Source organism: Nocardioides kongjuensis (assembly GCF_013409625.1).
GTDB lineage: Bacteria > Actinomycetota > Actinomycetes > Propionibacteriales > Nocardioidaceae > Nocardioides > Nocardioides kongjuensis.
In genome coordinates this window covers 5,157,504-5,179,782 of record NZ_JACCBF010000001.1, presented here as the reverse complement: position 1 = coordinate 5,179,782, position 22,279 = coordinate 5,157,504, and the positions used below count along the sequence as shown (strand labels likewise).

24 protein-coding genes and 1 tRNA gene are annotated in these 22,279 nt (G+C 72.7%); 11 read left to right on the top strand and 14 right to left on the bottom strand.

The genetic code is table 11. The features are described from left to right. Position 1 precedes the first annotated feature (1 nt). Both BJ958_RS24855 and BJ958_RS24850 read right to left on the bottom strand, forming a co-directional pair. On the bottom strand, positions 2-1,339 hold the full coding sequence (locus BJ958_RS24855; protein ID WP_179729461.1) for an FtsX-like permease family protein: 1,338 nt from the start codon (positions 1,337-1,339) through the stop codon (positions 2-4). Next, positions 1,336-2,076, bottom strand: a complete 741-nt coding sequence (locus BJ958_RS24850; protein WP_179729460.1) for an ABC transporter ATP-binding protein — start codon at positions 2,074-2,076, stop codon at positions 1,336-1,338. Before BJ958_RS24850 ends, BJ958_RS24855 begins: the two co-directional genes overlap by 4 nt. Before the next feature lie 247 nt (positions 2,077-2,323). Between BJ958_RS24850 and BJ958_RS24845 the strand changes: the two genes are divergently transcribed. Beyond that, complete coding sequence (locus BJ958_RS24845; protein ID WP_179729459.1) at positions 2,324-2,503, top strand: DUF5999 family protein; 180 nt, start codon at positions 2,324-2,326, stop codon at positions 2,501-2,503. A gap of 31 nt (positions 2,504-2,534) precedes the next feature. Next, entirely contained in the window at positions 2,535-2,933 is a 399-nt protein-coding gene (locus BJ958_RS24840; RefSeq protein ID WP_179729458.1) for a DoxX family membrane protein, read from the top strand. Between the two features lies 1 nt (position 2,934). Here the strand turns inward: BJ958_RS24840 and BJ958_RS24835 are convergent. From BJ958_RS24835 to cysS, 5 genes are all read right to left on the bottom strand, one after another. Then, positions 2,935-3,013, bottom strand: a tRNA-Gln gene (locus BJ958_RS24835). Positions 3,014-3,152: 139 nt separating this feature from the next. Further along, positions 3,153-3,674, bottom strand: coding sequence for an LppU/SCO3897 family protein (locus BJ958_RS24830; RefSeq protein WP_179729457.1), 522 nt, complete (start codon positions 3,672-3,674; stop codon positions 3,153-3,155). A 100-nt stretch (positions 3,675-3,774) separates the two neighbouring features. Beyond that, positions 3,775-5,283 (bottom strand): metallophosphoesterase, encoded by a 1,509-nt coding sequence (locus BJ958_RS24825; RefSeq protein WP_179729456.1) that lies wholly within the window; start codon positions 5,281-5,283, stop codon positions 3,775-3,777. Positions 5,284-5,285: 2 nt separating this feature from the next. Continuing rightward, complete coding sequence (rlmB, locus tag BJ958_RS24820) at positions 5,286-6,254, bottom strand: 23S rRNA (guanosine(2251)-2'-O)-methyltransferase RlmB (RefSeq protein WP_179729455.1); 969 nt, start codon at positions 6,252-6,254, stop codon at positions 5,286-5,288. After that, positions 6,254-7,663, bottom strand: a complete 1,410-nt coding sequence (gene cysS / locus BJ958_RS24815; protein WP_179729454.1) for a cysteine--tRNA ligase — start codon at positions 7,661-7,663, stop codon at positions 6,254-6,256. The genes rlmB and cysS overlap by 1 nt, the downstream gene beginning before the upstream one ends. A 126-nt stretch (positions 7,664-7,789) precedes the next feature. Between cysS and BJ958_RS29240 the strand changes: the two genes are divergently transcribed. Next, a complete protein-coding gene (locus BJ958_RS29240; RefSeq protein WP_179729453.1) occupies positions 7,790-9,019 on the top strand; it encodes a C39 family peptidase in 1,230 nt (409 codons plus the stop codon). Positions 9,020-9,062: 43 nt separating this feature from the next. Here BJ958_RS29240 and BJ958_RS24805 read toward each other — a convergent pair whose 3' ends face one another. Beyond that, on the bottom strand, positions 9,063-10,601 hold the full coding sequence (locus tag BJ958_RS24805; protein ID WP_179729452.1) for a molybdopterin-dependent oxidoreductase: 1,539 nt from the start codon (positions 10,599-10,601) through the stop codon (positions 9,063-9,065). A gap of 32 nt (positions 10,602-10,633) precedes the next feature. On the opposite strand from BJ958_RS24805, the gene ispF reads away from it, so the two are divergent. The 3 genes from ispF (at position 10,634) to BJ958_RS24790 (ending at position 12,912) form a co-directional block, all read left to right on the top strand. Next, positions 10,634-11,125, top strand: coding sequence for a 2-C-methyl-D-erythritol 2,4-cyclodiphosphate synthase (gene ispF, locus BJ958_RS24800; RefSeq protein WP_273520387.1), 492 nt, complete (start codon positions 10,634-10,636; stop codon positions 11,123-11,125). 101 nt (positions 11,126-11,226) lie between these two features. Then, positions 11,227-12,177, top strand: coding sequence for an alpha/beta fold hydrolase (locus BJ958_RS24795; RefSeq protein WP_179729451.1), 951 nt, complete (start codon positions 11,227-11,229; stop codon positions 12,175-12,177). A 24-nt stretch (positions 12,178-12,201) separates the two neighbouring features. Beyond that, complete coding sequence (locus BJ958_RS24790; RefSeq protein WP_179729450.1) at positions 12,202-12,912, top strand: 2-C-methyl-D-erythritol 4-phosphate cytidylyltransferase; 711 nt, start codon at positions 12,202-12,204, stop codon at positions 12,910-12,912. On the opposite strand, the gene BJ958_RS24785 is transcribed toward BJ958_RS24790, so the two are convergent. After that, positions 12,909-14,057, bottom strand: a complete 1,149-nt coding sequence (locus tag BJ958_RS24785) for a sensor histidine kinase (RefSeq protein WP_179729449.1) — start codon at positions 14,055-14,057, stop codon at positions 12,909-12,911. The two genes, BJ958_RS24790 and BJ958_RS24785, sit on opposite strands and share 4 nt — an antisense overlap. Then, on the bottom strand, positions 14,044-14,709 hold the full coding sequence (gene vanR-Sc, locus BJ958_RS24780; RefSeq protein WP_179729448.1) for a VanSc-type vancomycin resistance response regulator transcription factor VanR: 666 nt from the start codon (positions 14,707-14,709) through the stop codon (positions 14,044-14,046). The genes BJ958_RS24785 and vanR-Sc overlap by 14 nt, the downstream gene beginning before the upstream one ends. Before the next feature lie 87 nt (positions 14,710-14,796). Here vanR-Sc and BJ958_RS24775 point away from each other — a divergent pair, with 87 nt between their 5' ends. Further along, the gene (locus BJ958_RS24775; RefSeq protein WP_179729447.1) at positions 14,797-15,357 is read left to right on the top strand and encodes a M15 family metallopeptidase; all 561 of its coding nucleotides are present in this window, start codon (positions 14,797-14,799) and stop codon (positions 15,355-15,357) included. Here BJ958_RS24775 and BJ958_RS24770 read toward each other — a convergent pair. Further along, complete coding sequence (locus BJ958_RS24770; RefSeq protein WP_179729446.1) at positions 15,354-15,962, bottom strand: 2-C-methyl-D-erythritol 4-phosphate cytidylyltransferase; 609 nt, start codon at positions 15,960-15,962, stop codon at positions 15,354-15,356. The two genes, BJ958_RS24775 and BJ958_RS24770, sit on opposite strands and share 4 nt — an antisense overlap. Before the next feature lie 43 nt (positions 15,963-16,005). Then, entirely contained in the window at positions 16,006-16,491 is a 486-nt protein-coding gene (locus BJ958_RS24765) for a CarD family transcriptional regulator (protein ID WP_028654642.1), read from the bottom strand. A gap of 230 nt (positions 16,492-16,721) precedes the next feature. Between BJ958_RS24765 and BJ958_RS24760 the strand changes: the two genes are divergently transcribed. The 3 genes from BJ958_RS24760 to BJ958_RS24750 all read left to right on the top strand — a co-directional run bounded on the left by BJ958_RS24760 (position 16,722) and on the right by BJ958_RS24750 (position 19,185). Further along, on the top strand, positions 16,722-17,735 hold the full coding sequence (locus BJ958_RS24760; RefSeq protein ID WP_179729445.1) for a UbiA prenyltransferase family protein: 1,014 nt from the start codon (positions 16,722-16,724) through the stop codon (positions 17,733-17,735). A 68-nt stretch (positions 17,736-17,803) separates the two neighbouring features. Continuing rightward, positions 17,804-18,439: a copper chaperone PCu(A)C gene (locus tag BJ958_RS24755; protein ID WP_179729444.1), complete on the top strand. Its 636-nt coding sequence runs from the start codon at positions 17,804-17,806 to the stop codon at positions 18,437-18,439. Beyond that, the gene (locus tag BJ958_RS24750; protein WP_179729443.1) at positions 18,439-19,185 is read left to right on the top strand and encodes a phosphoglyceromutase; all 747 of its coding nucleotides are present in this window, start codon (positions 18,439-18,441) and stop codon (positions 19,183-19,185) included. Before BJ958_RS24755 ends, BJ958_RS24750 begins: the two co-directional genes overlap by 1 nt. Before the next feature lie 118 nt (positions 19,186-19,303). Here BJ958_RS24750 and BJ958_RS24745 read toward each other — a convergent pair whose 3' ends face one another. Next, positions 19,304-19,867, bottom strand: coding sequence for a TetR family transcriptional regulator (locus BJ958_RS24745; RefSeq protein WP_273520392.1), 564 nt, complete (start codon positions 19,865-19,867; stop codon positions 19,304-19,306). 131 nt (positions 19,868-19,998) lie between these two features. On the opposite strand from BJ958_RS24745, the gene BJ958_RS24740 reads away from it, so the two are divergent. Then, entirely contained in the window at positions 19,999-21,405 is a 1,407-nt protein-coding gene (locus BJ958_RS24740) for an MFS transporter (protein WP_343052786.1), read from the top strand. Between the two features lie 126 nt (positions 21,406-21,531). Here BJ958_RS24740 and phoU read toward each other — a convergent pair whose 3' ends face one another. Next, a complete protein-coding gene (phoU, locus tag BJ958_RS24735; protein WP_179729441.1) occupies positions 21,532-22,185 on the bottom strand; it encodes a phosphate signaling complex protein PhoU in 654 nt (217 codons plus the stop codon). Positions 22,186-22,279 lie beyond the last annotated feature (94 nt).

The following is a 22,279-nucleotide window of genomic DNA, read 5'->3' as shown; positions in this document are numbered from 1 at the left end:
GTCATCGGACCGCGCTCCGGGCCGTGCCCCGGACCGCACCGCGTGCCGAGCCCAGGGTCAGTGCGACGACGGCGGCGACCACCACGGGCGCCAGCCACAGGCCGCCGTCCGGGACCACGCCCTCGTGCCGGGCCACCGCGAACGGGACGACGGTCGTGAGGGCGGCGACGGTGCCGAGCACGACGCCGACAGCGGCGACGACACCCGCCTCGGCGACCACGGAGCCGCGCACCTGGCGGGGCGTGGCGCCGAGCATCCGCAGCCGGTGCAGCTCCTCGCGACGGTGCGCGATGGTCGCCATGAACGCGTTGACCACCATGATCGCCGCGAACAGCGACACCATCCCGACGACCACGTTGTTGAGCAGGTTGATCGTGTCGCTGTCGGCATTGCCGCCCGGCAGCGTGCGCCGGTCGATGTCGACGAGCATCAGGGTGCCCACGGCGGCCGAGGTCAGCACGATGACGGGAGCGAGCACGCCGGCGAGCAGGTGCGCCCGGCGGGCGGTGTTGTACGACGCCAGGTGGGCCGTCGCGGAGGCCCCGGCCAGCAGCCGGACCGGGCCCGCGCCCCAGCGCAGCAGGACCGGCGCGAGGACGGCCAGGCCGACCCCGACGAGGATCGAACTGGAGCCGCTGGTCGACATCGCGGCGTACGGGTCGGCGTCGTGGGCGGTCACGGTGATCGTGATGACGGCCATCGCGATGCCGTACCCGATGAGCAGCAGCGCGACCAGCACTCGCCACCAGCGCATCCGGCCCTGCTCCCCGGCGCTCTCGCGGGCCACCACACCGGCCGGTCCACGGGTCGCGCGGCGCGCGGCCACGGCCGCGGCGACGGCGGAGACGAGGAGGACGAGGAGCGCGGCGCCGCCGACCGAGGCCGGCCCGGCGTCGTACGTCGTGCGCTCGGAGACCAGCCCGCCGGAGCGGATCATCGCGAGGAGTGCGCGTCCGGCGACGGAGGCGAGGAGGGCGCCGGCGACGGCTGCGGCGACGGCGATCGCGCCGGTCTCGCGGGCGATCAGCCGCCGGGCCTGGCGGGGCGTCGCGCCGATGGTGCGCAGCAGGCCGATCTCCGTGGCGCGCTGCGTGGTGGTGATGCCCACGGTCGAGGCGACCGAGAAGAGCACAATCACCGCACCCCAGCCGCCGACCACGGCGCCGAGGATGACGAGGGTGTCGGCGTCGGTGCCCAAGGCCGCGCCCGAGGACTCCGCCAGGGTCGCGAAGGAGCCGATGAGCAGCGTGCCGAGCAGGACCGCCAGGAAGGTGGCGACGGCTGCCTTGGGGCGGTGGCGCAGGCTGCGCAGGGCGAGGGCGTTCATCCCGCTGCTCATGCCGACACCAGCTCGTCGAGGTGGGCCATCTGGCCGGCGACGGCATCGGCGCTCGGGTGGGCCATCCGGCCCGCGACCCGGCCGTCGACGAGGAACACCACCTCGTCGGCGTACGACGCCGCGACCGGGTCGTGCGTCACCATCACGACGGTCTGGCCGAGGTCGGTGACGCTGCTGCGCAGCACGCCGAGCACCTGGCGCGCCGTGGTCGAGTCGAGCGCGCCGGTCGGCTCGTCGGCGAGCAGCACGTCCGGCGAGGTGAGCAGCGCCCGGGCGATCGCGACCCGCTGCTGCTGGCCGCCCGACAGGCTGCCGGGCAGGTGGTGCGCCCGGTCGGCGAGCCCGACCCGGTCGAGCAGGTAGCGCACCCGCTCGCGGTCCACGCGCTTGCCGGCGAGGCGGCTGGGCAGGCCGACGTTCTGGGCGGCGGAGAGGTACGGCAGCAGGTGGAAGCCCTGGAAGACGAACCCGATCCGCTCGCGGCGCAGCCGGGTACGACGCTCCTCGTCCCAGTCGGTCACGTCGGTGCCGCCGACCAGCACCCGGCCGCCGGTCGGGGTGTCGAGGCCCGCCGCGCACGACAGGAAGGTGGACTTGCCGGAGCCGGAGGGCCCCATCACGGCGGTGAACGTGCCCCGCCGGAAGGCGAGGTCGATGCCGGCGAGCGCGGCGACGGTGTTGTCGCCGGTGCCGTAGGTGCGAGTGAGGTCCCGGACCTCGAGTGCGGTGTCGGACATGGCTGCTCCTGAGCGGTGTCCCGGGTGTCCCCCGGGTGCGGAATCTGGTGTCTCCGACGCTAGGAACCGCGCGCCCCCGGCTCGATGGGCCTGACCTGCCGATCCGGGGTGGGGTTTTCCCCACCCCCCACTCCCCGCGACGTCCTTGGACTGATTTCCACAGTTCGGCGAAAGAGCGTGCATCTGCGGCCGATCAGGCGTATCACGAGAGATGGAAAAGTGTGAACGATCGAAAGGGAGCACGACGATGTGTGACCACTCACCCGAGTGCCCGGCCGCCGGGGACCCCAACTGCTGCACCGCCCACGTGACCGCCGACCACAGCGAGCAGGGCTGGTGCCGGCTCTGCAACGGCGTCATCCTGTTCGACGACGGTGCCTACCTCACGCCCGAGGGAAGGGCGATGTCGCTGCCGCGCTCGGCCTGAGCCGCCCCCACCGGGGGCGTAGGTTCGAACCATGCGCACGACCGCCCGGCGGCTCGCCCGCCTGCTGACCGGAACCACCTACGTCCTGCTCGGCGTCGACGCCCTGCGCTCCCCCGGTGGCCGCGTGGCCGCCGCGGGACCGATGCTGGCGACCCTGCGCGGCGTCGTACCGATCCCCGACGACGACACCCTCGTCGTGCGCGCCAACGGCGCGGCGCAGGCCGCCGGCGGTGCGGCGATCGCGGCCGGCGTCCTGCCGCGCACCGCCGCGCTGGGACTGATCGGCTCGATGGTGCCGACCACCCTCGCCGGTCACGCGTTCTGGAAGGTCGAGGACCCGGCCGCGCGCAAGCAGCAGCAGGTCCAGCTGCTCAAGAACCTCGCCATGATCGGCGGGCTGATCCAGGTCGCGATCGACCGGGATGACTGAGCTCCCCAGGTAGGAGTCGAACCTACGTCGCTTGTCCTGATTCAAAGTCAGGCGGGCCCTGCCGGCAGACCAACTGGGGAAAGCAGGCCCAGCCTAGGGCCGCGCCGTCGTACCGGACGAAATGGTCGCCCCGCAGCGCGGTCCACGACCGATTCGTCCGGTACGACGCGGAACGGTCAGGCCCCGAGAGACCCGACCGTTCCGCGCACGGTGCTCGACTCAGGCGGCCGGCCCGAGGCAGACCAGCGTCTTCTCCTTCTTGTCCTCCAGCGGCTGCGCGCCGTTGGCGCACTGCTCGCCGGCCTTGCCGACGGAGACGACCTTGACGACCGAGGTGTTGCTCGCGCCCTCGGTGCAGGCGACCTTCGTCGCCGGCGTGGACATGCCGCCCAGGTCGAAGCAGTCGCCCTTCGCGGCGTTCAGGGCCAGGCACAGGTCCGCGACGTTGCCGCTGTCGACGCTGCCGACCGAGATCGTGTAGTTGAGCTCGGCGTCGTCGCAGCCGCCCTTGTCGCTCACGACCTCGTAGACCGCCTCGGCGTCGGCGCAGTCGACCTCCTTGTGGTCGGCGTCGAAGCTGGACCCGGTCATGATCAGGCACTGACCGACCTTGGGCGCCTTGGCCTCCTCGACCTTCTCCGTGACCTTCTCGGCCGCGAAGTACTTGACGCCGACGATCACCAGCATCACGACGATGGCCACGCCGGCACTGCCGAGCTTGAGCAGCAGGCTCTTCCCCATACGAGATTCCCTTTCGAGTCAGGGCGATCCCGAGCCACCCACAACAAAACGACACGCACCTACCCCGGCGAACCATCACCAAACTTCGGATCGGAAATGCTCAGTAGGTGAGCGGCGCCCAGGGCGCGACGTCGTAGCGACCGTTGGGCTGCAGGGTGATCGACTGGATCCCGACGGGCCGGCCGTCGCGGTAGGTGACCAGGCCGATGCTGGCCGGTCGACGCAGCTTGCTGCCGATGGCGATGGCGTACGCCGCACCGCCGGTCGTGCCGAGCGTGTACGTGTACCCCACCCGGCCGTCCTCGGCCGTGACCGCGGTGGGGCCGGTCTGCACGTGGATGTGCCCGCCGACCACGAGGTCGACGCAGCCGCGCTGCAGCGCCGGCTTGGCGATGTTGGCGTCGTGGACGAGGAGGGTGTTGACCCGGTCGCCGTCCTCGTCGGCGGCACAGGCGGCCTCGGCCAGCAGGTCGGCGACCTCGCCGAAGCTCAGGCCGGTCTGGTCACGCCAGTCGCCGAGACCGCTGGAGCGCGGGTCGTCGACGCCGAGGATCCGCGAGCCGCCGGGGCCGTCGATGACCTCGTCGTCGAAGTAGGTCCAGCCGCGGTCCTCGAGGTGGCTGCGCACGAAGCCGCCGTGGTCGTGGTTGCCCGCGACCGCCCACCGGCCGTCGAGGTCCTTGAACGTGGCGGCGAGCGAGTCGAGCGAGAACGCCTCCCAGCGGCTGCCGGTCGAGGTGTCGTCGCCGGCGTCGAGCACCGCCGTCGCGCCGCCCGCCTCGCCGATCGCGCGCGCCACCTTGTCCATGCCGACGTTGTCGTGGCGGTCGGAGACGAGCAGGACGACGGTCTCCCCCTCCTCGGGCTTGCGCAGGTCGAGCATCGCCGCGTCGTCGGCGGCCTCCGAGTAGAACTTCAGGCTCTCGTCATAGCTGCTGATGCCGCTCTCGATCAGCCGCCGGGACTGGGCGGTGGTCGCGTCCGTCATCACCTGGACGCCGTCCAGCTCGTCCGGCAGCGGCACCTCGGGGCCGAGGAAGTCGTGCAGCGAGATCCAGTGCTCGGCCGGCAGGTCGGTGCGCCCCCAGCCGTACGGGACGACGGCCGCGACCGTGAGCGCGACAGCAAGCCCCGACACGGCGAGCCCGCGACGGGTCGGCAAGGCGGCGTACAGCTGCTGGCGGCGCGCCCGGCCGACCAGGGCCCACACCAGCAGGGGCACGCCGCCCAGCACGGCACCCTGCACGAGTGCGGCGAGCGCCATCGCCTCGACCGTGCGCTGGGCGACGTCGATCTGGCCCTCGGGCTGGGAGGCGATCGCGGCGTAGCGCGACGTCAGCTCCTCGAGCGTCGCCGCGTCGGTCTTGCCCAGCTCGACCTCGACGCCGATCCGCGAGCCCGACGGCATCCGCAGGTCGGGCAGCACCGGACCGAGCCGCGCGACGACCTCACCGGAGAAGTTGGGACTGAGGCGCGCCTCGTGGCTGGCGATCTCGACGGTCCGCTCGCTGTGCAGGAAGATCGCGCCCGCGATCGCCACGGACAGGACCAGCCAGGTCCCGACGTACGCGAGGACCTTGAGGGCGCGGCGGGCCGGGAGCACGACCATGGCTACCGCGCGCGGGCCTCCGCGACGGCGTACAGCGCCACCGATGCAGCCACGCCGGCGTTCAGCGACTCCAGCACCCCGGCCATCGGGATGGACATCAGCCGGTCGCAGCTCTCCGCGACCAGGCGGGACAGGCCCTCGCCCTCGGAGCCGACGACCAGGACGAGCGGTCCCCCGACGAGGTCGGCGTCCGCGGTCAGCTCGGGCAGCGTCAGGTCGCCGTCGGCAGCCAGTCCGATGACGAAGCAGCCGGCCTCCTGGTAGGCCTTGATCTGCCGGGTCAGGTTGACCGTCTGCGCGACCGGGCAGCGGGCCGCGGCACCGGCCGAGGTCTTCCACGCGGCAGCGGTCATCGAGGCCGCGCGCCGCTCGGGGATGACGACGCCGTGGGCGCCGAACCCGGCCGCGCTGCGGACGATCGCGCCGAGGTTGCGCGGGTCGGTGATCGAGTCGAGCATCACGACGAGCGGCTTCTGGCCGAGCTCGTCGGCGGCGTCGAGGAGGTCGTCGGGGTGGGCGTACTCGTAGGCCGGGATCCGGGCGGCGAGGCCCTGGTGGACCGCGCCGTCGGTGAGCCGGTCGAGCTCGCCCCGGCTGACCTCCAGCAGGCCGATCCCGTGCTCGGCGGCGAGGCGGAACACCTCGCGCAGCCGGCCGTCGCGCTCGGCGCCCTCGGCCACGTAGACCGAGGTCACCGGCACCCGCTCGCGCAGCGCCTCGACCACCGGGTTGCGCCCGGCGATCCACTCGTCGCCACCGCTCTTGCGGCGCGGGCCGCCGCGGCCGCCCTTCTTCGCCTCCGCGCGCTTCTTGGCCTCGGCGATCTTGTGCGCCTTGTGGTACTCGCGGTCGACGGCCTTCGGGGTGGGCCCCTTCCCGGCGAGTCCGCGACGGACCTGCCCACCCGAGCCGGCCTGCGGCCTCTTGCTCGACTTGCGGATCGCGCCCTTGCGGCTCGAGTTCCCTGCCATCAGTTCACGCTCCAGGTAGGTCCATCAGGGGTGTCGGTGACCTCGATGCCGGCCGCCTTGATCCGGTCGCGGATCGCGTCGGCGCGAGCCCAGTCCTTGTCGGCGCGCGCCTGGGTCCGCTCCTCCAGCAGCCCGGCGACCAGGGCGTCGACGGCCGTGGTCAGCCGTTCCTCGGCACCGGACGCGCCGACGCCGGCCCAGGCCGGGTCGGCCGGGTGCACACCGAGCACGTCGAGCATCGCGGAGACAGCGCCCGCGGCGGCGGTGACGTCCTCGCCCGCCGCCAGCTGGCGGTTGCCCTCGCGCACGGTGTCGTAGAGGACGGCGACCGCGGCCGGCGTACCGAGGTCGTCGTCCATCGCGGCGGCGAACGACTCGGGCAGCTCGCCCGCGGAGCCGGTCGAGCCCGTCGAGGCCCCGGCGCGGTCGAGGAAGGAGACGATCCGCTGGTATCCCGCGGCGGCCTCGTCGAGCGCCTCGAAGCTGAACTCGACGTGGGAGCGGTAGTGAGCGGCGACCATGTAGAACCGCAGCTCCGCTCCGCTGACCCGCTGCAGCACCGACGGGATCGAGAGGGTGTTGCCCAGCGACTTGCTCATCTTCTCGCCGGCGGTGGTGATCCACGCGTTGTGCATCCAGTACGACGCGAACGCACCGCCCGCCGCGCGCGACTGGGCCTGCTCGTTCTCGTGGTGGGGGAAGCGCAGGTCGACGCCGCCGCCGTGGATGTCGAACGCCTCGCCGAGGTACTTGCCCGCCATCGCGGAGCACTCGATGTGCCAGCCCGGGCGGCCGCGGCCCCACGGGCTGGGCCAGGACGCGGTCTCCGGCTCGGAGTCCTTGCGGCCCTTCCACAGTGCGAAGTCGCGGGGGTCCCGCTTGCCGCGCGGGTCGGCGTCGGCCGCCGGCTCCATGTCGTCGACGCCCTGGTGGGTCAGCTCGCCGTAGGACGGCCAGGACCGGACGTCGAAGTAGACGTCGCCACTGCCGTCCTCGGCGGGGTAGGCGTGACCGCGGTCGATGAGCCGCTCGATCAGCACGATCATCTCGGGGATGTGGCCGGTGGCCGCGGGCTCGTAGGTCGGCGGCGCGACGTTGAGCGCGGCGTAGGCCTTGTCGAGCTCGATCTTCATCGCGTAGGCGAGGTTGTACCAGGGCCGGCCCTGCTCGGCCGACTTCGCCAGGATCTTGTCGTCGATGTCGGTGATGTTGCGGATGAACGTGACCTCGTAGTCCCGGTGGCGCAGCCAGCGCTGGAGGACGTCGAAGTTCACCGCCGAGCGGACGTGACCCACGTGGGGCTCGCTCTGGACCGTCAGGCCGCACACGTACAGACCCGCCCTGCCCTCGTGGAGGGGCACGAAGTCACGTACTTCGCGGGTCGCGGTGTCGTAGAGCCGGATGGTCACCCGGTCAGTCTAGGGATCCGCGCGGGTCCGCCTCACATCGTCAGCGGACCCGCCTGCCACACGGCGGACCCGGCAGGCTTCACGGGCCGTGTGACGCGAGTGACGGATGTGACGTACCGTGAGGCAGTGCGCCGGTCCTTCCCCGTTCCCGTCGTGTCCCTGGTCCTCGCCCTGGTCGCCTGCGTGGCGGCCGGGGTGGCTGTCGTCGTCGACCGCTCCCCGGCGGGCCACCGCCCGGAGGCGGTCGCCGCAGCGGCGGTGTCCTCACGCCAGGTCCACCTGCAACGCTTCCCCGCGCCGCAGTCGTGGAGGCCGACGTCACCCGAGAGCCGCTACGGCCGCAGCTACCTCGGCAGCCACTGGAGGAGCCCGTGGGTCGCGCCCGGCTTCGACTACACCGAGCTGATCACCTCGTGGTCGGCCCGCACGCCCGGCTCGAGCTGGATCTCGGTCGAGGTCCGGGGTCGTGCCGCGAGCGGCGCGAGGACGTCGTGGGACACGCTCGCCCGGTGGGCCGCGAAGGACAGGTTCCTCGCGCGGCGCTCCGGCGGCGCCCAGTCCGACGACGGCACCCGGGTGGCGACCGACACCTGGAGGACGGCCGGGCTGGCGTCGTACCGGATCCGGGTGACGCTGCGCCACGAGGCCGGCCGGAAGTCCCCGCGGGTCGACCTCACGACCGTGATGACCTCGCGGCTGCCCGCCGTCGGGGCGGTGTCGGCGCCGGGCGTCGCCCGTGGCCTCGAGCTCGCGGTGCCGCGGTACTCCCAGATGATCCACACCGGCCACTACCCGCAGTGGGGCGGCGGTGGCGAGGCCTGGTGCTCGCCGACGTCGACCTCGATGGTGCTCGGCTACTACGGGCGGCTGCCGGGACCGGGCGGCTACGGCTGGGTACCGGCCGGGCACCCGGACCCGTGGGTCGACGCGGCCGCGCGCTCGACCTACGACCACGCCTACGAGGGCACCGGGAACTGGCCCTTCAACACCGCGTACGCCGCCCGCAGGCTCGGCCCCGGTGGCGAGGCCTTCGTGACCCGGCTGCGTGACCTCACCGACGCGGAGCTGCTGGTGAGGGCCGGGATCCCGCCGGTCGTCTCGATCGCGTTCGCCCGCGGCGAGCTCACCGGCGCCCCGATCTCCGCGTCCAACGGGCACCTGCTCGTCATCGTCGGCTTCACCCCGACCGGCGACGTGATCGTCAACGACCCCGCCGCGGCGAGCGCCGACGGCGTGCGCCGGGTCTACGCCCGCGCGCAGCTCGAGAAGGTCTGGCTGCAGGCGTCGGGCGGGGCGGCGTACGTCGTCCACGACGCCGCGCACCCGCTCCCGGCCGCGCCCGGCGGCAACTGGTAGCCCACTGGTAGCCCACTGGTAGCCGACCAGTAGCCGACTGGTCTCAGGCCGAGGCGGTGACGTCGATGGTGTGCCAGCCCGTCGCACCGTCGGGCACGACGTCCGCGATCGCCCCGGTCTGGGTGCGGCCCTCCTCGTCGACGGCCCGCACCCGGAGCTGGTGCTCGCCCGGCGCGAGGTCGAGGACGGCGCGCCACTGCACCCAGGTGTCGGTGTTCGGCGTGGTCGCGAGGGTCGCCGGCTGCCAGCGGCCGCCGTCGACCTGCACCTCGACCTTCGAGATGCCGGTGTGCTGGAACCACGCGACGCCCGCGCAGACCAGCTCACCGGCAGGTACCTCGGCGCCGTCGCCCGGCACCTCGATCTTCGACGCGATCTTGACCGGGCCCTGCGCGGACCAGCCCTTGTCGGTCCAGTACGCCGTGAAGTCGTCGAAGCTGGTGACCTCCATGTCGACCACCCACTTGCACGCCGACACGTAGCCGTAGAGGCCCGGGACGATGGTGCGCACCGGGAAGCCGTGCTCGATCGGCAGCGGGACGCCGTTCATGGCGACCGCCAGCATCGCGTTGCGCTCGTCCATCAGCGCGGCCAACGGGGTCCCGCAGGTCCAGCCGTCCTCGGAGGTCTGCAGCACCGCGTCCGCGCCCGGCAGCGGCTTGGCCTCGGCGAGGATCGCCGCCAGCCGCACACCGCTCCACCAGGCGTTGCCGACCAGGTCGCCGCCGACCTCGTTGGACACGCAGTTGAGGGTGATCCAGTCCTCGGTGATCTCGCGTGCCACCAGGTCGGCGTAGGTCAGGCGGAGCTCGCGCTCGACCTTCCCGTGGATCCTGATCTCCCAGTCGACCGGCGCGATGGTCGGCTTGATGATGGCGGTGTCGATCAAGTAGAAGTCGTCGTTCGGGGTCTGCCAGGGCGAGACGCCCTCGACGTCGACCGCCACCCCGTCGGGTACGGCGGGCGCGGTGACGCCCTCGATCCGCAGCAGCCGCCGGCTCTGCTCGGCCTTGCGCCGCGCGTTGCCTGCGATCCGCCCGGCAAGCCCGCCGAGCACGCTCACCGCGACCATCGCGCCGGTGATCGCGAAGAAGCGACGCCGGGTGGGCAGGGCGTCGTCGGTGGGCCCGGGGACGTCCTCGGCCAGCTCCCAGCGCCGCAGCCACTCGGCGAGCAGTGCCAGCGCGACCAGCCAGCACAGCAGCCCGACCACGACCGGCGCGAGGTCGATCAGGCTGGGCGTCGGCTTGGCGAGCACCGCGACGACGGCGGTGCCGGCGAGGACGACGTACCCGGTCACCGCGGCCCACCACCGCCGGTGCGCGAGCCGCCCGAACCACCCGAACAGCAGCGCGACGACGACCAGGATCCCCGCGACGAGCACCTTCTTGTCACTGGTGTCGAAGGTGTCGATCGCCCACTTCGCGACCGGACCGGGTGTCAGCGTGATGACGCCCTCGGCGACCGCGACGACCGGCGAGTCCCGCACGTGGAGCAGGGCAGCGGCGGCGTAGCTGACGGCCAGGCCGAGCGCACCGGCGGTCAGCCCGGCCAGTGGCCACCAGGCACGGGAGGTCCTCACGGGCCCGATTGTTCCTCAGGCATGATCGGAGCGTGCACTCGAAGGGCTTACGGATTGGTATCGGCTCCGACGTCCACCGGATCGTCCCCCGTGGCCCGCAGGACCCACCCCTCGCGCTCGGTGGACTGACCTGGCCCGACGAGGACGTCCGCCTCGACGGCCACTCCGACGCCGACGTCGCCGCCCACGCGGCCTGCGACGCGCTCCTGTCGGCCGCGGGGCTCGGCGACCTCGGCAGCAACTTCGGCACGGCGGAGCCCGAGTGGGCCGGCGCCAGCGGTGCCGCCCTGCTGGGCGAGACCCGCCGCCGGGTCGAGGCAGCGGGCTTCTCGGTCGTCAACGTGGCCGTCCAGGTGATCGGCAACCGGCCCAAGGTGGGCCCGCGCCGGGCGGAGGCGGAGGCCGCGCTGGGCGAGGTGCTCGGCGCACCGGTCTCCCTGTCCGCCACCACCACCGACGGACTCGGCCTGACCGGGCGCGGCGAGGGCGTGGCGGCGATCGCGACGGCTCTGCTGTCCGGCTGACCGCTCCCGCCTCTTCCCGCGACATGCTGTCGCAACCGGGCCCGGGCGTGGCAGGGTGGGGCGCCGACGACGACCTTGCAGGCAGGCACATGGGGGTTCCGATGTCCGACCACACCGTCATCACCGAGGACGGGCTGCGCATCCACGTGACCGTCCGCGGCCGCGGCGACGCACCGCTCACGGTGCTGCTCTCGCACTGCTGGACGGCGGAGGAGTCGGACTGGCACTACCAGGTCACCGACCTGCTCGCCCGCTACGGCCGCGACGTCCGGGTGATCACCTGGGACCACCGCGGCCACGGCCGGTCGGACCGGGCACCCGAGTCGGCGTGCACCATCCCGAACCTCGCGCGCGACCTCGGCCTGGTGGTCGACACGTGCGCCCCCGAGGGGCCGCTCGTCGTCGCCGGCCACTCGGTCGGCGGGATGACGATCACGGCGATCCCCGAGGAGCGGCCGGACCTGGTGCCGCGGATCGTCGGCACCCTGTTCGTGAGCACGACCAGCGGCGAGCTGTCGAAGGTGACCCTGGGCCTGCCCGCCGTCGCCGGCGCCCTGCTGCGCGACCGGCTGCCGTTCATCCTGGCCAACCGGTCGCGGATGCTCAGCCTGAGCCGGCGCGAGAAGTTCCCGACCATCGAGCGCCAGATCGCCCGCCGGTTCCTGTTCGGGCGCCCGGCCCGCTCGCGCGACGTGGCCCACGTCGTCGACCAGCTGGTCCACGCCGCTCCCGAGACCATGTCCGGCTTCTTCAAGGACATGATGAGCCACGACCGGATCGGCAACCTGGCAGCGTTCGACGACATCCCGACCACCGTCCTGGTCGGCACCCGCGACCTGCTCACGCCGCCCGAGCACGCCGCCAAGATCGCCCGCGGCATCCGCGGTGCCCGCCTCCTCGTCGCCCCCGACGCCGGTCACTACCTGCCGTTCGAGCGCCGCGAGCTCGTGAGCGACGAGCTGTTCGTGCTCGTCGACCGCGCGCTGGCGCGGCTCGTCCCCCAGCCCGCCGACGAGGCGGTACGACGGGGGCGGCACCGCGCCCGCTCCTGAGCGGGCCTCACTAGGCTCGGCTGCGTGACCACCGCCCCGACCGCAGCCGTCGTCGTCCTCGCCGCCGGGAGCGGCAGCCGTGTGGGCGCCGAGGTCAACAAGATCCTGCTGCCGCTGCGCGGCCGCCCGGTGCTGGCCTGGTCGGTGCTCACCGCGCTGGAGGTGCCCGGCGTCGACCCGGTCGTCGTGGTGCACCGCCCCGGCGAGCGCGCGGACGTCGGCACCGCCCTGCTGCCGGTCATCGGCGAGCGCGACGTGCTGCTCGTCGAGGGCGGCGCCACCCGGCAGGACTCCGAGCAGGCGGCGCTGGCCGCGCTCGCCCCTCGGGTGGCCGACGGGAGCGTCGAGGTCATCGCGATCCACGACGGCGCACGCCCGCTGGCGAGCGTTGCCCTGTTCGAGGCGACGATCGCGACGGCACGCCAGCACGGGGGCGCCGTACCGACCCACGAGCTGGCCGGCCTGCTCCCCCGCGACCCGACCGCGGCCCCCGCACCCGGCGGGACGGGCACCCGGCTGGTGGGCGTCTCGACGCCGCAGGCGTTCCGGGCCGCGCCTCTCCTCGAGGCCTACCGCTCCGCCGCGGCAGCCGGCTTCGACGGCACCGACACCGCAGCAGCCTTCGCGCAGTTCGCGCCGGCCGGGCACGAGGTGCGCGCGGTGCCCGCGGGCCACGGCAACCTCAAGGTGACCTTCGCCGAGGACCTCCAGGTCGCCGAGCGCCTGCTCTCCTAGGCGTCCTGGCCGGGAGCGACCGGCAGGTGCACCGTCACCTGCAGGCCGCCGCCGGGCTGCGCGACGAGGGTGAGGCTGCCGTCGTGCGCCTCGGCGATGCTCCGGGCGATCGCGAGGCCGAGCCCGGCACCCGCGTGAGCGCCCTGCCGGCCCGCCTGCGCCGGCTCGACGTGGGTGCGGGCCGACCCGCGCTGGAACGGCTCGGCCAGGGTGGCGACCAGGTCCGGGTGGAGCAGCGCACCGGTGTTCTCCACCCGCAGCACCGCGGCTGCTGCCTCGCGGCGGGTGGTGACGCGCACCCGGCCGCCCTGGGGCAGGTTGTGCACGATCGCGTTGTGGGTGAGGTTCGTGGTCAGCTGCAGCAGCAGGGCCGGCTCGCCCCGGACGACCGCGAGGTCACCGGACGTCTCGAGCACGATGCTGCGCGCCTCCGCGAGCGGCAGCAGCGTCTCGGTGGCCTCCTCCGCGAGCAGGGAGAGGTCGACGTCCTCGCGGGCGAACGAGCGCCGGTCGGCCCGGCTGAGCACGAGCAGCGCCTCGATCAGGTCGATCGCGCGGGTGTTGACGGCGTACAGGCTCTCGATGAGCCGGGTGGTGTCGCGGGTCGGGTCCTTGCGCGCCAGCTCGAGCAGGGTCTGGGTGATGGTCAGCGGTGTGCGCAGCTCGTGGGAGGCGTTGGCGGCGAACCGCTGCTGCTCGGCGACGTGCGCGTCGAGTCGCGCCAGCATGCCGTCGAAGGCGTCCGCCAGCTCGCGGAACTCGTCGTCACGTCCGCGCAGCCCGATCCGGTGCGTGAGCGAGCCGGCCGCGGCCCGGCGGGTGGCCTCGGTGATCCGGCCGAGCGGCGCGAGCATCCGCCCGGCGAGCAGCCAGCCACCGCCGAGCCCGCAGACCAGCAGGAAACCCAGCACCAGCGCGGCCTTCGGCCAGAACGCCTCCCACAGGTCGGAGCGTCCCGGGATGAAGAGGTACGGCGAGAACCGGCCGCCGTCGACCGGCACCGTGACCGCCCGGTCGGGGACGTACCGCAGCAGGAACAGCCACACGACGGCGAGCAGCAGCGCACCGGCGAGGAGCAGGAAGCCGGCGTAGCTCAGCGTCAGCCTCAGCCGGACGCTCGGCCCGGGACGCCTAGTCCTGGACATCGATCCGGTACCCGACGCCCGCCACGGTGGCGATCACCCACGGCTCGCCGAGGCGCTTGCGCAGCGCCGAGACGGTGATCCGCACGGCGTTGGTGAACGGGTCGGCGTTCTCGTCCCAGGCGCGCTCGAGCAGCTCCTCGGCGCTCACGACGCCGCCCTCGGCCGCGACGAGGACCTCCAGCACCGCGAACTGCTTGCGGGTCAGCGCGACGTACCGGCCGTCGCGGTGCACCTCGCGGCGGAACGGGTCGAGACGCACCCCCGCGATCTCGCGCACCGGCGGCCGGTGGTGGGCGCGCCGGCGATCGAGGGCACGCAGCCGGAGCACGAGCTCGGCGAGCTCGAACGGCTTGGTGAGGTAGTCGTCCGCGCCGAGCCCGAAACCGGACGCCTTGTCGTCGAGGCGGTCGGCCGCGGTGAGCATCAGGATCGGCATCCCGCTGCCGGAGGCGACGATGCGCCGCGCGATCTCGTCCCCCGACGGGCCGGGCACGTCCCGGTCGAGGACCGCGATGTCGTACGCGTTGACGCTCAGCAGCTCGAGGGCCGTGTCGCCGTCGCCGGCGATGTCGGCCGCGATCGCCTCCAGGCGCAGTCCGTCCCGGACGGCCTCGGCCAGGAGAGGCTCGTCCTCGACGATCAGCACCCGCACCCTGTCGATGCTACGAGTCGCCGGATATCGCCGGTGTATCGGAAAACCGATACGCCCCGGCAACGCGCCGCTGCCTTGACTGCTCGCATGGCCACTTCCCCCACCCGCCCGGTCTTCCTCCTCCTCGTCGTGTTCGTCCTGCTCGGCGCCGTCGGCTACCGCTCCCTGACCTCGACGTCGTCGGCGGCCGACACCGGCCCCGTCGGCGACGGCGAGCTGCCCGACGGCACCTCGGTCTACGACGACACGCACGCCGGCGTGACCGAGCTCGACCCGGACCTGCTGCGCGCACTGCGGCGAGCCGCGAGGGCCGCGGTCGACGACGACGTCGACGTCGTGGTCAACAGCGGCTGGCGCTCGCGGTCGTACCAGCAGCGCCTGCTCGACGAGGCGGTCGCGACGTACGGGTCACGGGAGGAGGCCGCCCGCTGGGTCTCCACGCCGGACAGCTCGCCGCACGTGTCGGGCGACGCCGTCGACATCGGTCCGGCGCGGGCTGCGGCCTGGCTGGGGACGTACGGCGCACAGTTCGGCCTGTGCCGGATCTACGACAACGAGCCCTGGCACTTCGAGCTGCGACCGAAGGCGGTCGACGACGGCTGCCCGCCGCGGTACGCCGACCCGACGCACGACCCGCGCAACCGCTAGCGCGGGTCGGTCAGCGCCTCGAGCACCGGGAGGTCGGCGGCGGTGGCGATCCGCCGGGCCTCGGGCGGCGCCTCGACGAGGAGCACCCGCTCGGCGCCGTACCGATGGCGCAGGGCGCCCACCAGCTCGACGAAGTCGGTCGAGGGCAGGCTGCCGCCGTCACCGAGCAGGTCGGCGACGACCGCTGCCGGCAGCACCACCGGCGAGCAGACGGCGACGAGGGCGTCGCGGTCGACCGTCGTACCGACGACCTCGCCGTCGGCGACGGGGTGCAGCTCCTTGACGGTGTCGGTCACCGGCCGCACCCCGACGACCACGCGGTCCTCGACCGCGGCCCGCTCGGCGCAGCGGCGCAGGAACTCGGGAGGGGTCATCGGGCACAGCGGGTCGTGCAGCAGCAGCGGCTCCTCGCGCTCGACGACGGCCTCCCAGGGGATCGTCTGGTCGAGCAGGTCGACGCCGGCCTCGCCCGCCGCCCATGCGGCTGCGGCCACGAGGGACTCGCCGTGGATCAGGTGGAACGGCAGGGCGCCACGGCCCTCCTCGACCACGATCCCGGCAACAGGGGCAAAAAGGTCGACGGCGTCATACGGGTGCGGGTTCATCGGAACCCACCGTATGACGCCGTCGGCGCGTTGCTGGAGGTGCCTACGAGGCGAGCACCTCGTCGAGGATGGTCTCGGCCTTGTCCTCGTTGGTGTTCTCGCACAGGGCGAGCTCGGAGACCAGGATCTGGCGGGCCTTGGCGAGCATCCGCTTCTCGCCGGCCGACAGACCGCGGTCACGCTCGCGGCGCCACAGGTCGCGCACGACCTCGGCCACCTTCATGACGTCGCCACTGTGGAGCTTCTCGAGGTTCGCCTTGTAGCGCCTCGACCAGTTGGTCGGCTCCTCGACGTGCTCCGCGCGGAGCACTCCGAAGACCCGGTCCAGCCCGTCCTTGTCCACGACATCCCGAACACCCACGAGGTCCAGGTTGTCGGCCGGCACACGGACCACGAGGTCCTGCTGGGCGACAATCCGAAGCACGAGGTACTGCCGTTCCTGGCCCTTGATCGTCCGCATCTCGATGTTCTCGATGACAGCGGCCCCGTGATTGGGGTAGACGACCGTTTCGCCGACGGTGAAAGTCATATGAGCAAAACCCCTTCCTAGGTGACCTATCTTACCACGCCTTCAACGACTCTCCGAATGCGTTTGCGCAGGTCAGGGGCACCATCGGCGTCTTGACAGGTGGCCAGTCGTATGGTCCGGGCGGGTCGCCGCGGTGTGGGACAGGTCACCCGCACGGGCCCGACGACCGGTCCCGCCCGATCGGCGGGCCCGCACCCGTGCTCGTCCTTTCGTGGTCAATACTGCTCGCCATGGCGAAGATGCAGCGCTGGCGACGCAGCCGACCTTCGGAGGAGGGGACCCTGGCGACGCAGGCCCCCGAGGAGACCCTCGAGGTCGACCTCGACGACGAGCCCGCGGAGGCGGTCGAGGAGGTCGAGGCGGAGGTCGAGGACGAGGTCGACGAGGTCGTCGACGAGGCGCCTGGGGCCTGGTCGGACGCTGCTCCCGACGAGGTCGACGAGGAGGACGAGGACGCGGACGACGAGCTCGAGCGTCCGCCGCTCCCCCACGTCCCGGACCGGTCGGGCCTGACCGGCTGGCTGTTCGGCGGCCGCAACCCGGCCGAGGTGCTCCCGCTCCAGCTGCTGCAGGCCGCGCACGCCAAGCAGGCGATCACCACCGCGCTCGCGATGGGCCTGGTCGCCGCGGTGGCCGGCCGCCCGGCGCGCGAGGCGGGCGTCGTGCTGATCACCGTGCTCGTCGGCCAGACCATCCTCGGCTGGCACAACGACATCGTCGACCGGCAGCGCGACCAGGCCCACGGACTGGCCGGCAAGCCGGTCGGCGCGGGCCGGCTCGAGGTCGGCACCGTCTGGTACGCCATCGTCGTCGCCTTCCTGCTGCTCGTCCCGCTCGCCACGACGACCGGCGTGCGTGCCGGCGCCTACTACCTGGGCTCGGTGGCCGTCGCGATGCTCGGCAACGTCGTGCTGCGGACCGGCTTCTTCTCGTGGTGGTCGTGGGCGGCCTCGTTCGCCCTGCTGCCGGCGTACCTGTCCTGGGGCGGCTGGGGCGGCAAGGCCGTCGGCAACGCCCCCGAGCCGGCGATCGTGGTGCTCGCCGCGCTGCTCGGCGTCGGCGTCCACTTCATGCGCGCGGTCTGGGGCCTGGTCGCCGACCACGAGGACGGCTGGACCTACCTGCCGCTCAAGCTCGGGCTCAAGCTCGGCGCGACCCGGCTGCTCGCGCTCTCCACGCTGTTCGCCGTCGGCGTCGTGGTCGCCCTGGTCGTGGTCGGCTCCCGCGTGGGCCTGAGCCGCTGAGCGACCCGGCACTGCGCAACGCTAGAGTGAGCCCGCTTCGAACCCACCTGACCCGGAGGCCTTCCGCCATGCCCCACCTGCGCCGATCCGCGCTCGCCGGTCTGCTGCTGGCCGTCGTTCCCGCCACCGCCCTGAGCGGCTGCGGGTTCCACTACCCGACCGACCGGGTCAACACGATCTCCGCGGGCGTCAACGACCGCACGGGCAACGTCGACGCGCTCGGCATCCGCGTGCTCGCGACCGCACAGGGCGAGGGCCGGCTGATCGGCGCACTGTCCAACAACCTGCGTGAGGACGCCTCGCTCGAGTCGGTGTCCTCGACCGCGGGTGTCTCCGCGGGCAAGTTCGAGCCGGTCGAGGTCGCGGGCCGCAGCACGGTCAACCTGGCCACCGCGGCCGACGTACCGCTGAGCGGCAACTTCACCGCCGGCGACTTCATCCCGCTCGACCTGACCTTCAGCGACGGCACGACGCTCAGCCTCGACGTCCCGGTCGTCAAGCCGTGCTACCAGTACACGCAGGTCCCCACGCCCAGCGAGTCCGCCTCGGAGAAGGCCAGCGACGACGCGACCGACGCCGCCACCGACGGTGCGGCAGCCGACGCGGCTGCCGAGGAGGAGGGCGACGCGGCGCACGCCGACGAGAGCGGCGACGCGACCTTCAACTGCTCCGACGAGGCCCCGGCTCCCGAGGGCGAGCACTGATGACGTTCACGCTGGTCCTGCTCCGCCACGGCGAGAGCGAGTGGAACGCGAAGAACCTCTTCACCGGCTGGGTCGACGTCGCGCTCACCGAGAAGGGTCGCGGCGAGGCCGTCCGCGGCGGCGAGCTCCTCAAGGAGGCCGGCATCCTGCCGGACGTCGTCCACACCTCGCTGCAGCGCCGCGCGATCAACACCGCCGCGCTGGCTCTCGACGCCGCCGACCGGCACTGGATCCCGGTGCGCCGCTCGTGGCGGCTCAACGAGCGCCACTACGGCGCCCTGCAGGGCAAGGACAAGAAGGCGATCAAGGACGAGTACGGCGAGGAGCAGTTCATGCTCTGGCGCCGCTCGTTCGACGTCCCCCCGCCGCCGCTCGACGACGACGACCCCTACTCGCAGGCCGGTGACCCGCGCTACGCCGACCTCGGCGACGAGCTGCCCCGCGCCGAGGCGCTCAAGCAGGTCATCGAGCGGCTGCTCCCCTACTGGGACGCCGGGATCGTGCCGGACCTGCGCGCCGGCCACACCGTCCTGATCGCCGCGCACGGCAACAGCCTGCGCGCGATCGTCAAGCACCTCGACCAGATGAGCGACGCCGACATCACCGGCCTCAACATCCCCACCGGGATGCCGCTGGTCTACGAGCTCGACGAGGACACGCTGGCCCCGGTCGTCCCCGGTGGCCGCTACCTCGACCCCGAGGCCGCCGCCGAGGCGGCCGCCGCCGTCGCCAACCAGGGTCGCTGAGTCCCAGCAGCCCCACGGACCACAAGTTTCACCGGCTGGCCGGTGAAACTGTCGCTGGGACGAGGAAGTTTCATCGTCCCAGCGCGAGTTTCACCGGTCGGCCGGTGAAACTGGCTCTTCAGCCGGCGAGAACCCCGTCCGCGACGACCGCCAGCATCGACCGGGCGGCAGCCGGGTCCAGCTCGCTGTTGTCGACGACCGCGGCGACCCCACCGACGAGCCGGCACAGCTGGAGCGCGTCGACGTCGCCGCGCAGCGCACCTTCGGCGTCCAACGCGTCGATGACCCGCTGGTTGGCGTTGAGGTAGGTGCGGCACTTCGCGGCGAAGGGTGAGCCCTCGTCGCCGAGTGCGCTCGTGATCCGCCAGGCGGCGCCCTTGTGGCGGGTGAGGAACTCGACGTACGCGTCGAACCAGGCGAGCATCCGGTCGCGCGCGCTGCCCTCGCCGGCAAGGGCCTTCTCAGCCGCCGCGTTCACCGTCTCCACCCAGGCCTGGATGGCGGCGTCGTACAGCGCCTCCTTGGTCGGGAAGTGGCGGTACAGCGTCCCGACGCCGACGCCGGCGGTCTTGGCGACCTCGTCCATCGAGACGGCGTCGTAGCCCTTCTCACGGAAGAGCTGGCGGGCGATGTCCGCGATCCGCTCACGGTTGCGTACGGCGTCGGCGCGCACTCGTTCCACCTTTTCCCTTGCTAAACGGAGACACCCTCCGTATCGTGGAGGACTAACCGGAGTCATCCTCCGCTAAAGAGTACCTCGGCCTCTCCCGCCAGAACAGGACATCACCCTTGTCTACCTCCACGCTCACCCCCGTGGCACCCCGGGCGACCGCCCGGACGACCACCTCCGCGGGCATCTTCATCGTGCTGCTCGCCCAGCTCATGCTGGTCCTCGACTCCGCCGTCATGAACGTCGGACTCCCCCACATCGCCTCCGACCTGCACTTCGGCGCCGCGTCGCTGTCATGGGTCCTCAACGGCTACGCGCTCGCCTTCGGCGGCCTTCTGCTCCTCGGCGGGCGGCTCGGCGACGTCTTCGGCCGGCTCTCGGTCTTCTGGATCGGCCTCGCGGTGTTCACCCTCTTCTCGCTGCTCGGCGGCCTGGCCACCGAGCCCTGGATGCTCGTCACCGCCCGCGCCCTCCAGGGCGTCGGCGCCGCGATCGCCGCACCGGCGGTGCTCGCCCTCATCACCACGTCGGCACCCAACGACGCCGCCCGCAACCGGGCCCTCGCGCTCTTCACGGCAGTCTCGTCCGGCGGCGCCGCGCTCGGCATGCTGCTCGGTGGCGTCCTGACCGACGTGCTGAACTGGCGCTGGACCCTGTTCATCAACGTGCCGATCGGCGTCGCGGTGCTGCTGACCGTACGTCGTCACGTCGTCGACACCCCCCGCCGTCCCGGCCGGTTCGACGTCGTCGGCGCGATCACCTCGACAGGTGCGGCCGCCACCCTCGTGTGGACGCTCATCAAGGCGCCCGAGCACGGCTGGACCTCCGCCGCCACCATCCTTGGCCTGGTCCTGGCCGTCGCGCTCGCCGTCGCCCTCGTCGTCACCGAGCGGCGCCACAGCCACCCGCTGCTGCGCCTCGGCCTGCTCCGCAGCCGGACCCGGGTCGCCACCCTGGTCACCATGGCGGCGCTGTACGGCGGCATGCTGGCCACCTTCTTCCTGATGGTCCAGTACTTCGAGGAGGACCTCGGCTACGGCCCGCTGCAGACCGGCTTCGCGTTCCTGCCGATCCCGCTGAGCGTGTTCACGATGTCGCGGATCACCCCGCGGCTCGTGGCCCGGTTCTCGCAGCCGCCGATCATCGTCGCCGGCGCGGTGGGCGTGCTCGCCAGCTTCGTCCTGCTCAACCAGGTCGACGCCTCGACGAGCTACTGGACGGGCGTCTTCCCGGCCCTGCTGGGGATGGGCCTGAGCATGGGCGGCAGCTTCATGCCGATCACCTCGCTGGCCCTGCAGGACGTCGAGCCCGAGCACGCCGGCTCGGCGTCGGGCCTGCTGCAGACCATGCAGCAGCTCGGCGGCGCGGTCGGCCTGGCCGTGATCGCGTCGGTGTACGCCTCCCACGCCGTCCCCGGTGACTTCCTGGCCGGCGCCCATGCCGGCTTCGCGGCCGCCTCGGTGATCGCGGCACTCGGGCTCGTGAGCGCGGCGACGCTGCTCGGCCGCCCGCGGGTGCTCGCCTTGGAGGCTCACCCCGTGGCCGACTGACCCCAACAGCCCCACCGGCCACAAGTTTCACCGGCCGGCCGGTGAAACTGGCGCTTGGACGAGGAAGTTTCGTCGTCCAAGCGTGAGTTTCACCGGTCGGCCGGTGAAACTGACTCCTCCTCCGCCTCAGGCAGCGGGAGCGGGGTTGTGGCCGGTGACGACGAAGATGACCCGGTTGGCGACCGAGACGGCGTGGTCGGCGATCCGCTCGTAGTAGCGGCCGAGGAGGGCGATGTCGACCGCGGCCTCGACGCCGTGGGCCCACTCGTCGCCGAGCAGCTCGGTGAAGCTGCGGCGACGCAGCTGGTCCATCTCCTCGTCGTCGCGGCCCAGGGCGATGGCAGCCTCGACGTCGCGCCCGGAGATGACCTCGGTGACCCGGCCGACCATGTCCTCGGCGACCTCGGCCATCCGCGCCATCGTCGGGCGGACCTCCTCGGGCACGGCGACGTCCGGCACGCGCAGGCGGGCGATCTTGGCGACGTGAACGGACAGGTCGCCCATCCGCTCGAGCTCGGCGACCATCCGGAGCGCGGCGACGACGGTGCGCAGGTCGCCGGCGACCGGCTGCTGCAGCGAGAGCAGGGCGAAGCAGGAGTCCTCGACCTTCTCGCGGGCGCGGTCGATGTCGGCGTCCTGGCTGATCACCTTCTCGGCGATCGAGGAGTTGCCGGTCATCAGGGCCTCGGTGGCCTCCCCGACGGCGGTCTGGACGCGGCGGGAGATTCCGGCGAGGTCGTCGAAGATCGCGTCGAGCTGGTCGGTGTAGGCATCACGCATGGGCCCGAGCGTACGGAGCCGAGGTGTCCAGCAAGCGAGGTGCGGTGAACGCGGGATGAACATCGCGAAGCACGGCCTCGCTGATTCGGAACCC

Excerpts from the sequence above, each read along its gene's own strand:
- BJ958_RS24855 (WP_179729461.1), bottom strand. The coding sequence starts at position 1,339 with ATGAGCAGCGGGATGAACGCCCTCGCCCTGCGCAGCCTGCGCCACCGC.
- BJ958_RS24850 (WP_179729460.1), bottom strand. The coding sequence starts at position 2,076 with ATGTCCGACACCGCACTCGAGGTCCGGGACCTCACTCGCACCTACGGC.
- BJ958_RS24845 (WP_179729459.1), top strand. The coding sequence starts at position 2,324 with ATGTGTGACCACTCACCCGAGTGCCCGGCCGCCGGGGACCCCAACTGC.
- BJ958_RS24840 (WP_179729458.1), top strand. The coding sequence starts at position 2,535 with ATGCGCACGACCGCCCGGCGGCTCGCCCGCCTGCTGACCGGAACCACC.
- BJ958_RS24830 (WP_179729457.1), bottom strand. The coding sequence starts at position 3,674 with ATGGGGAAGAGCCTGCTGCTCAAGCTCGGCAGTGCCGGCGTGGCCATC.
- BJ958_RS24825 (WP_179729456.1), bottom strand. The coding sequence starts at position 5,283 with ATGGTCGTGCTCCCGGCCCGCCGCGCCCTCAAGGTCCTCGCGTACGTC.
- rlmB (WP_179729455.1), bottom strand. The coding sequence starts at position 6,254 with ATGGCAGGGAACTCGAGCCGCAAGGGCGCGATCCGCAAGTCGAGCAAG.
- BJ958_RS24795 (WP_179729451.1), top strand. The coding sequence starts at position 11,227 with ATGTCCGACCACACCGTCATCACCGAGGACGGGCTGCGCATCCACGTG.
- BJ958_RS24785 (WP_179729449.1), bottom strand. The coding sequence starts at position 14,057 with ATGTCCAGGACTAGGCGTCCCGGGCCGAGCGTCCGGCTGAGGCTGACG.
- BJ958_RS24775 (WP_179729447.1), top strand. The coding sequence starts at position 14,797 with ATGGCCACTTCCCCCACCCGCCCGGTCTTCCTCCTCCTCGTCGTGTTC.
- BJ958_RS24770 (WP_179729446.1), bottom strand. The coding sequence starts at position 15,962 with ATGAACCCGCACCCGTATGACGCCGTCGACCTTTTTGCCCCTGTTGCC.
- BJ958_RS24765 (WP_028654642.1), bottom strand. The coding sequence starts at position 16,491 with ATGACTTTCACCGTCGGCGAAACGGTCGTCTACCCCAATCACGGGGCC.
- BJ958_RS24760 (WP_179729445.1), top strand. The coding sequence starts at position 16,722 with ATGGCGAAGATGCAGCGCTGGCGACGCAGCCGACCTTCGGAGGAGGGG.
- BJ958_RS24755 (WP_179729444.1), top strand. The coding sequence starts at position 17,804 with ATGCCCCACCTGCGCCGATCCGCGCTCGCCGGTCTGCTGCTGGCCGTC.
- BJ958_RS24750 (WP_179729443.1), top strand. The coding sequence starts at position 18,439 with ATGACGTTCACGCTGGTCCTGCTCCGCCACGGCGAGAGCGAGTGGAAC.
- phoU (WP_179729441.1), bottom strand. The coding sequence starts at position 22,185 with ATGCGTGATGCCTACACCGACCAGCTCGACGCGATCTTCGACGACCTC.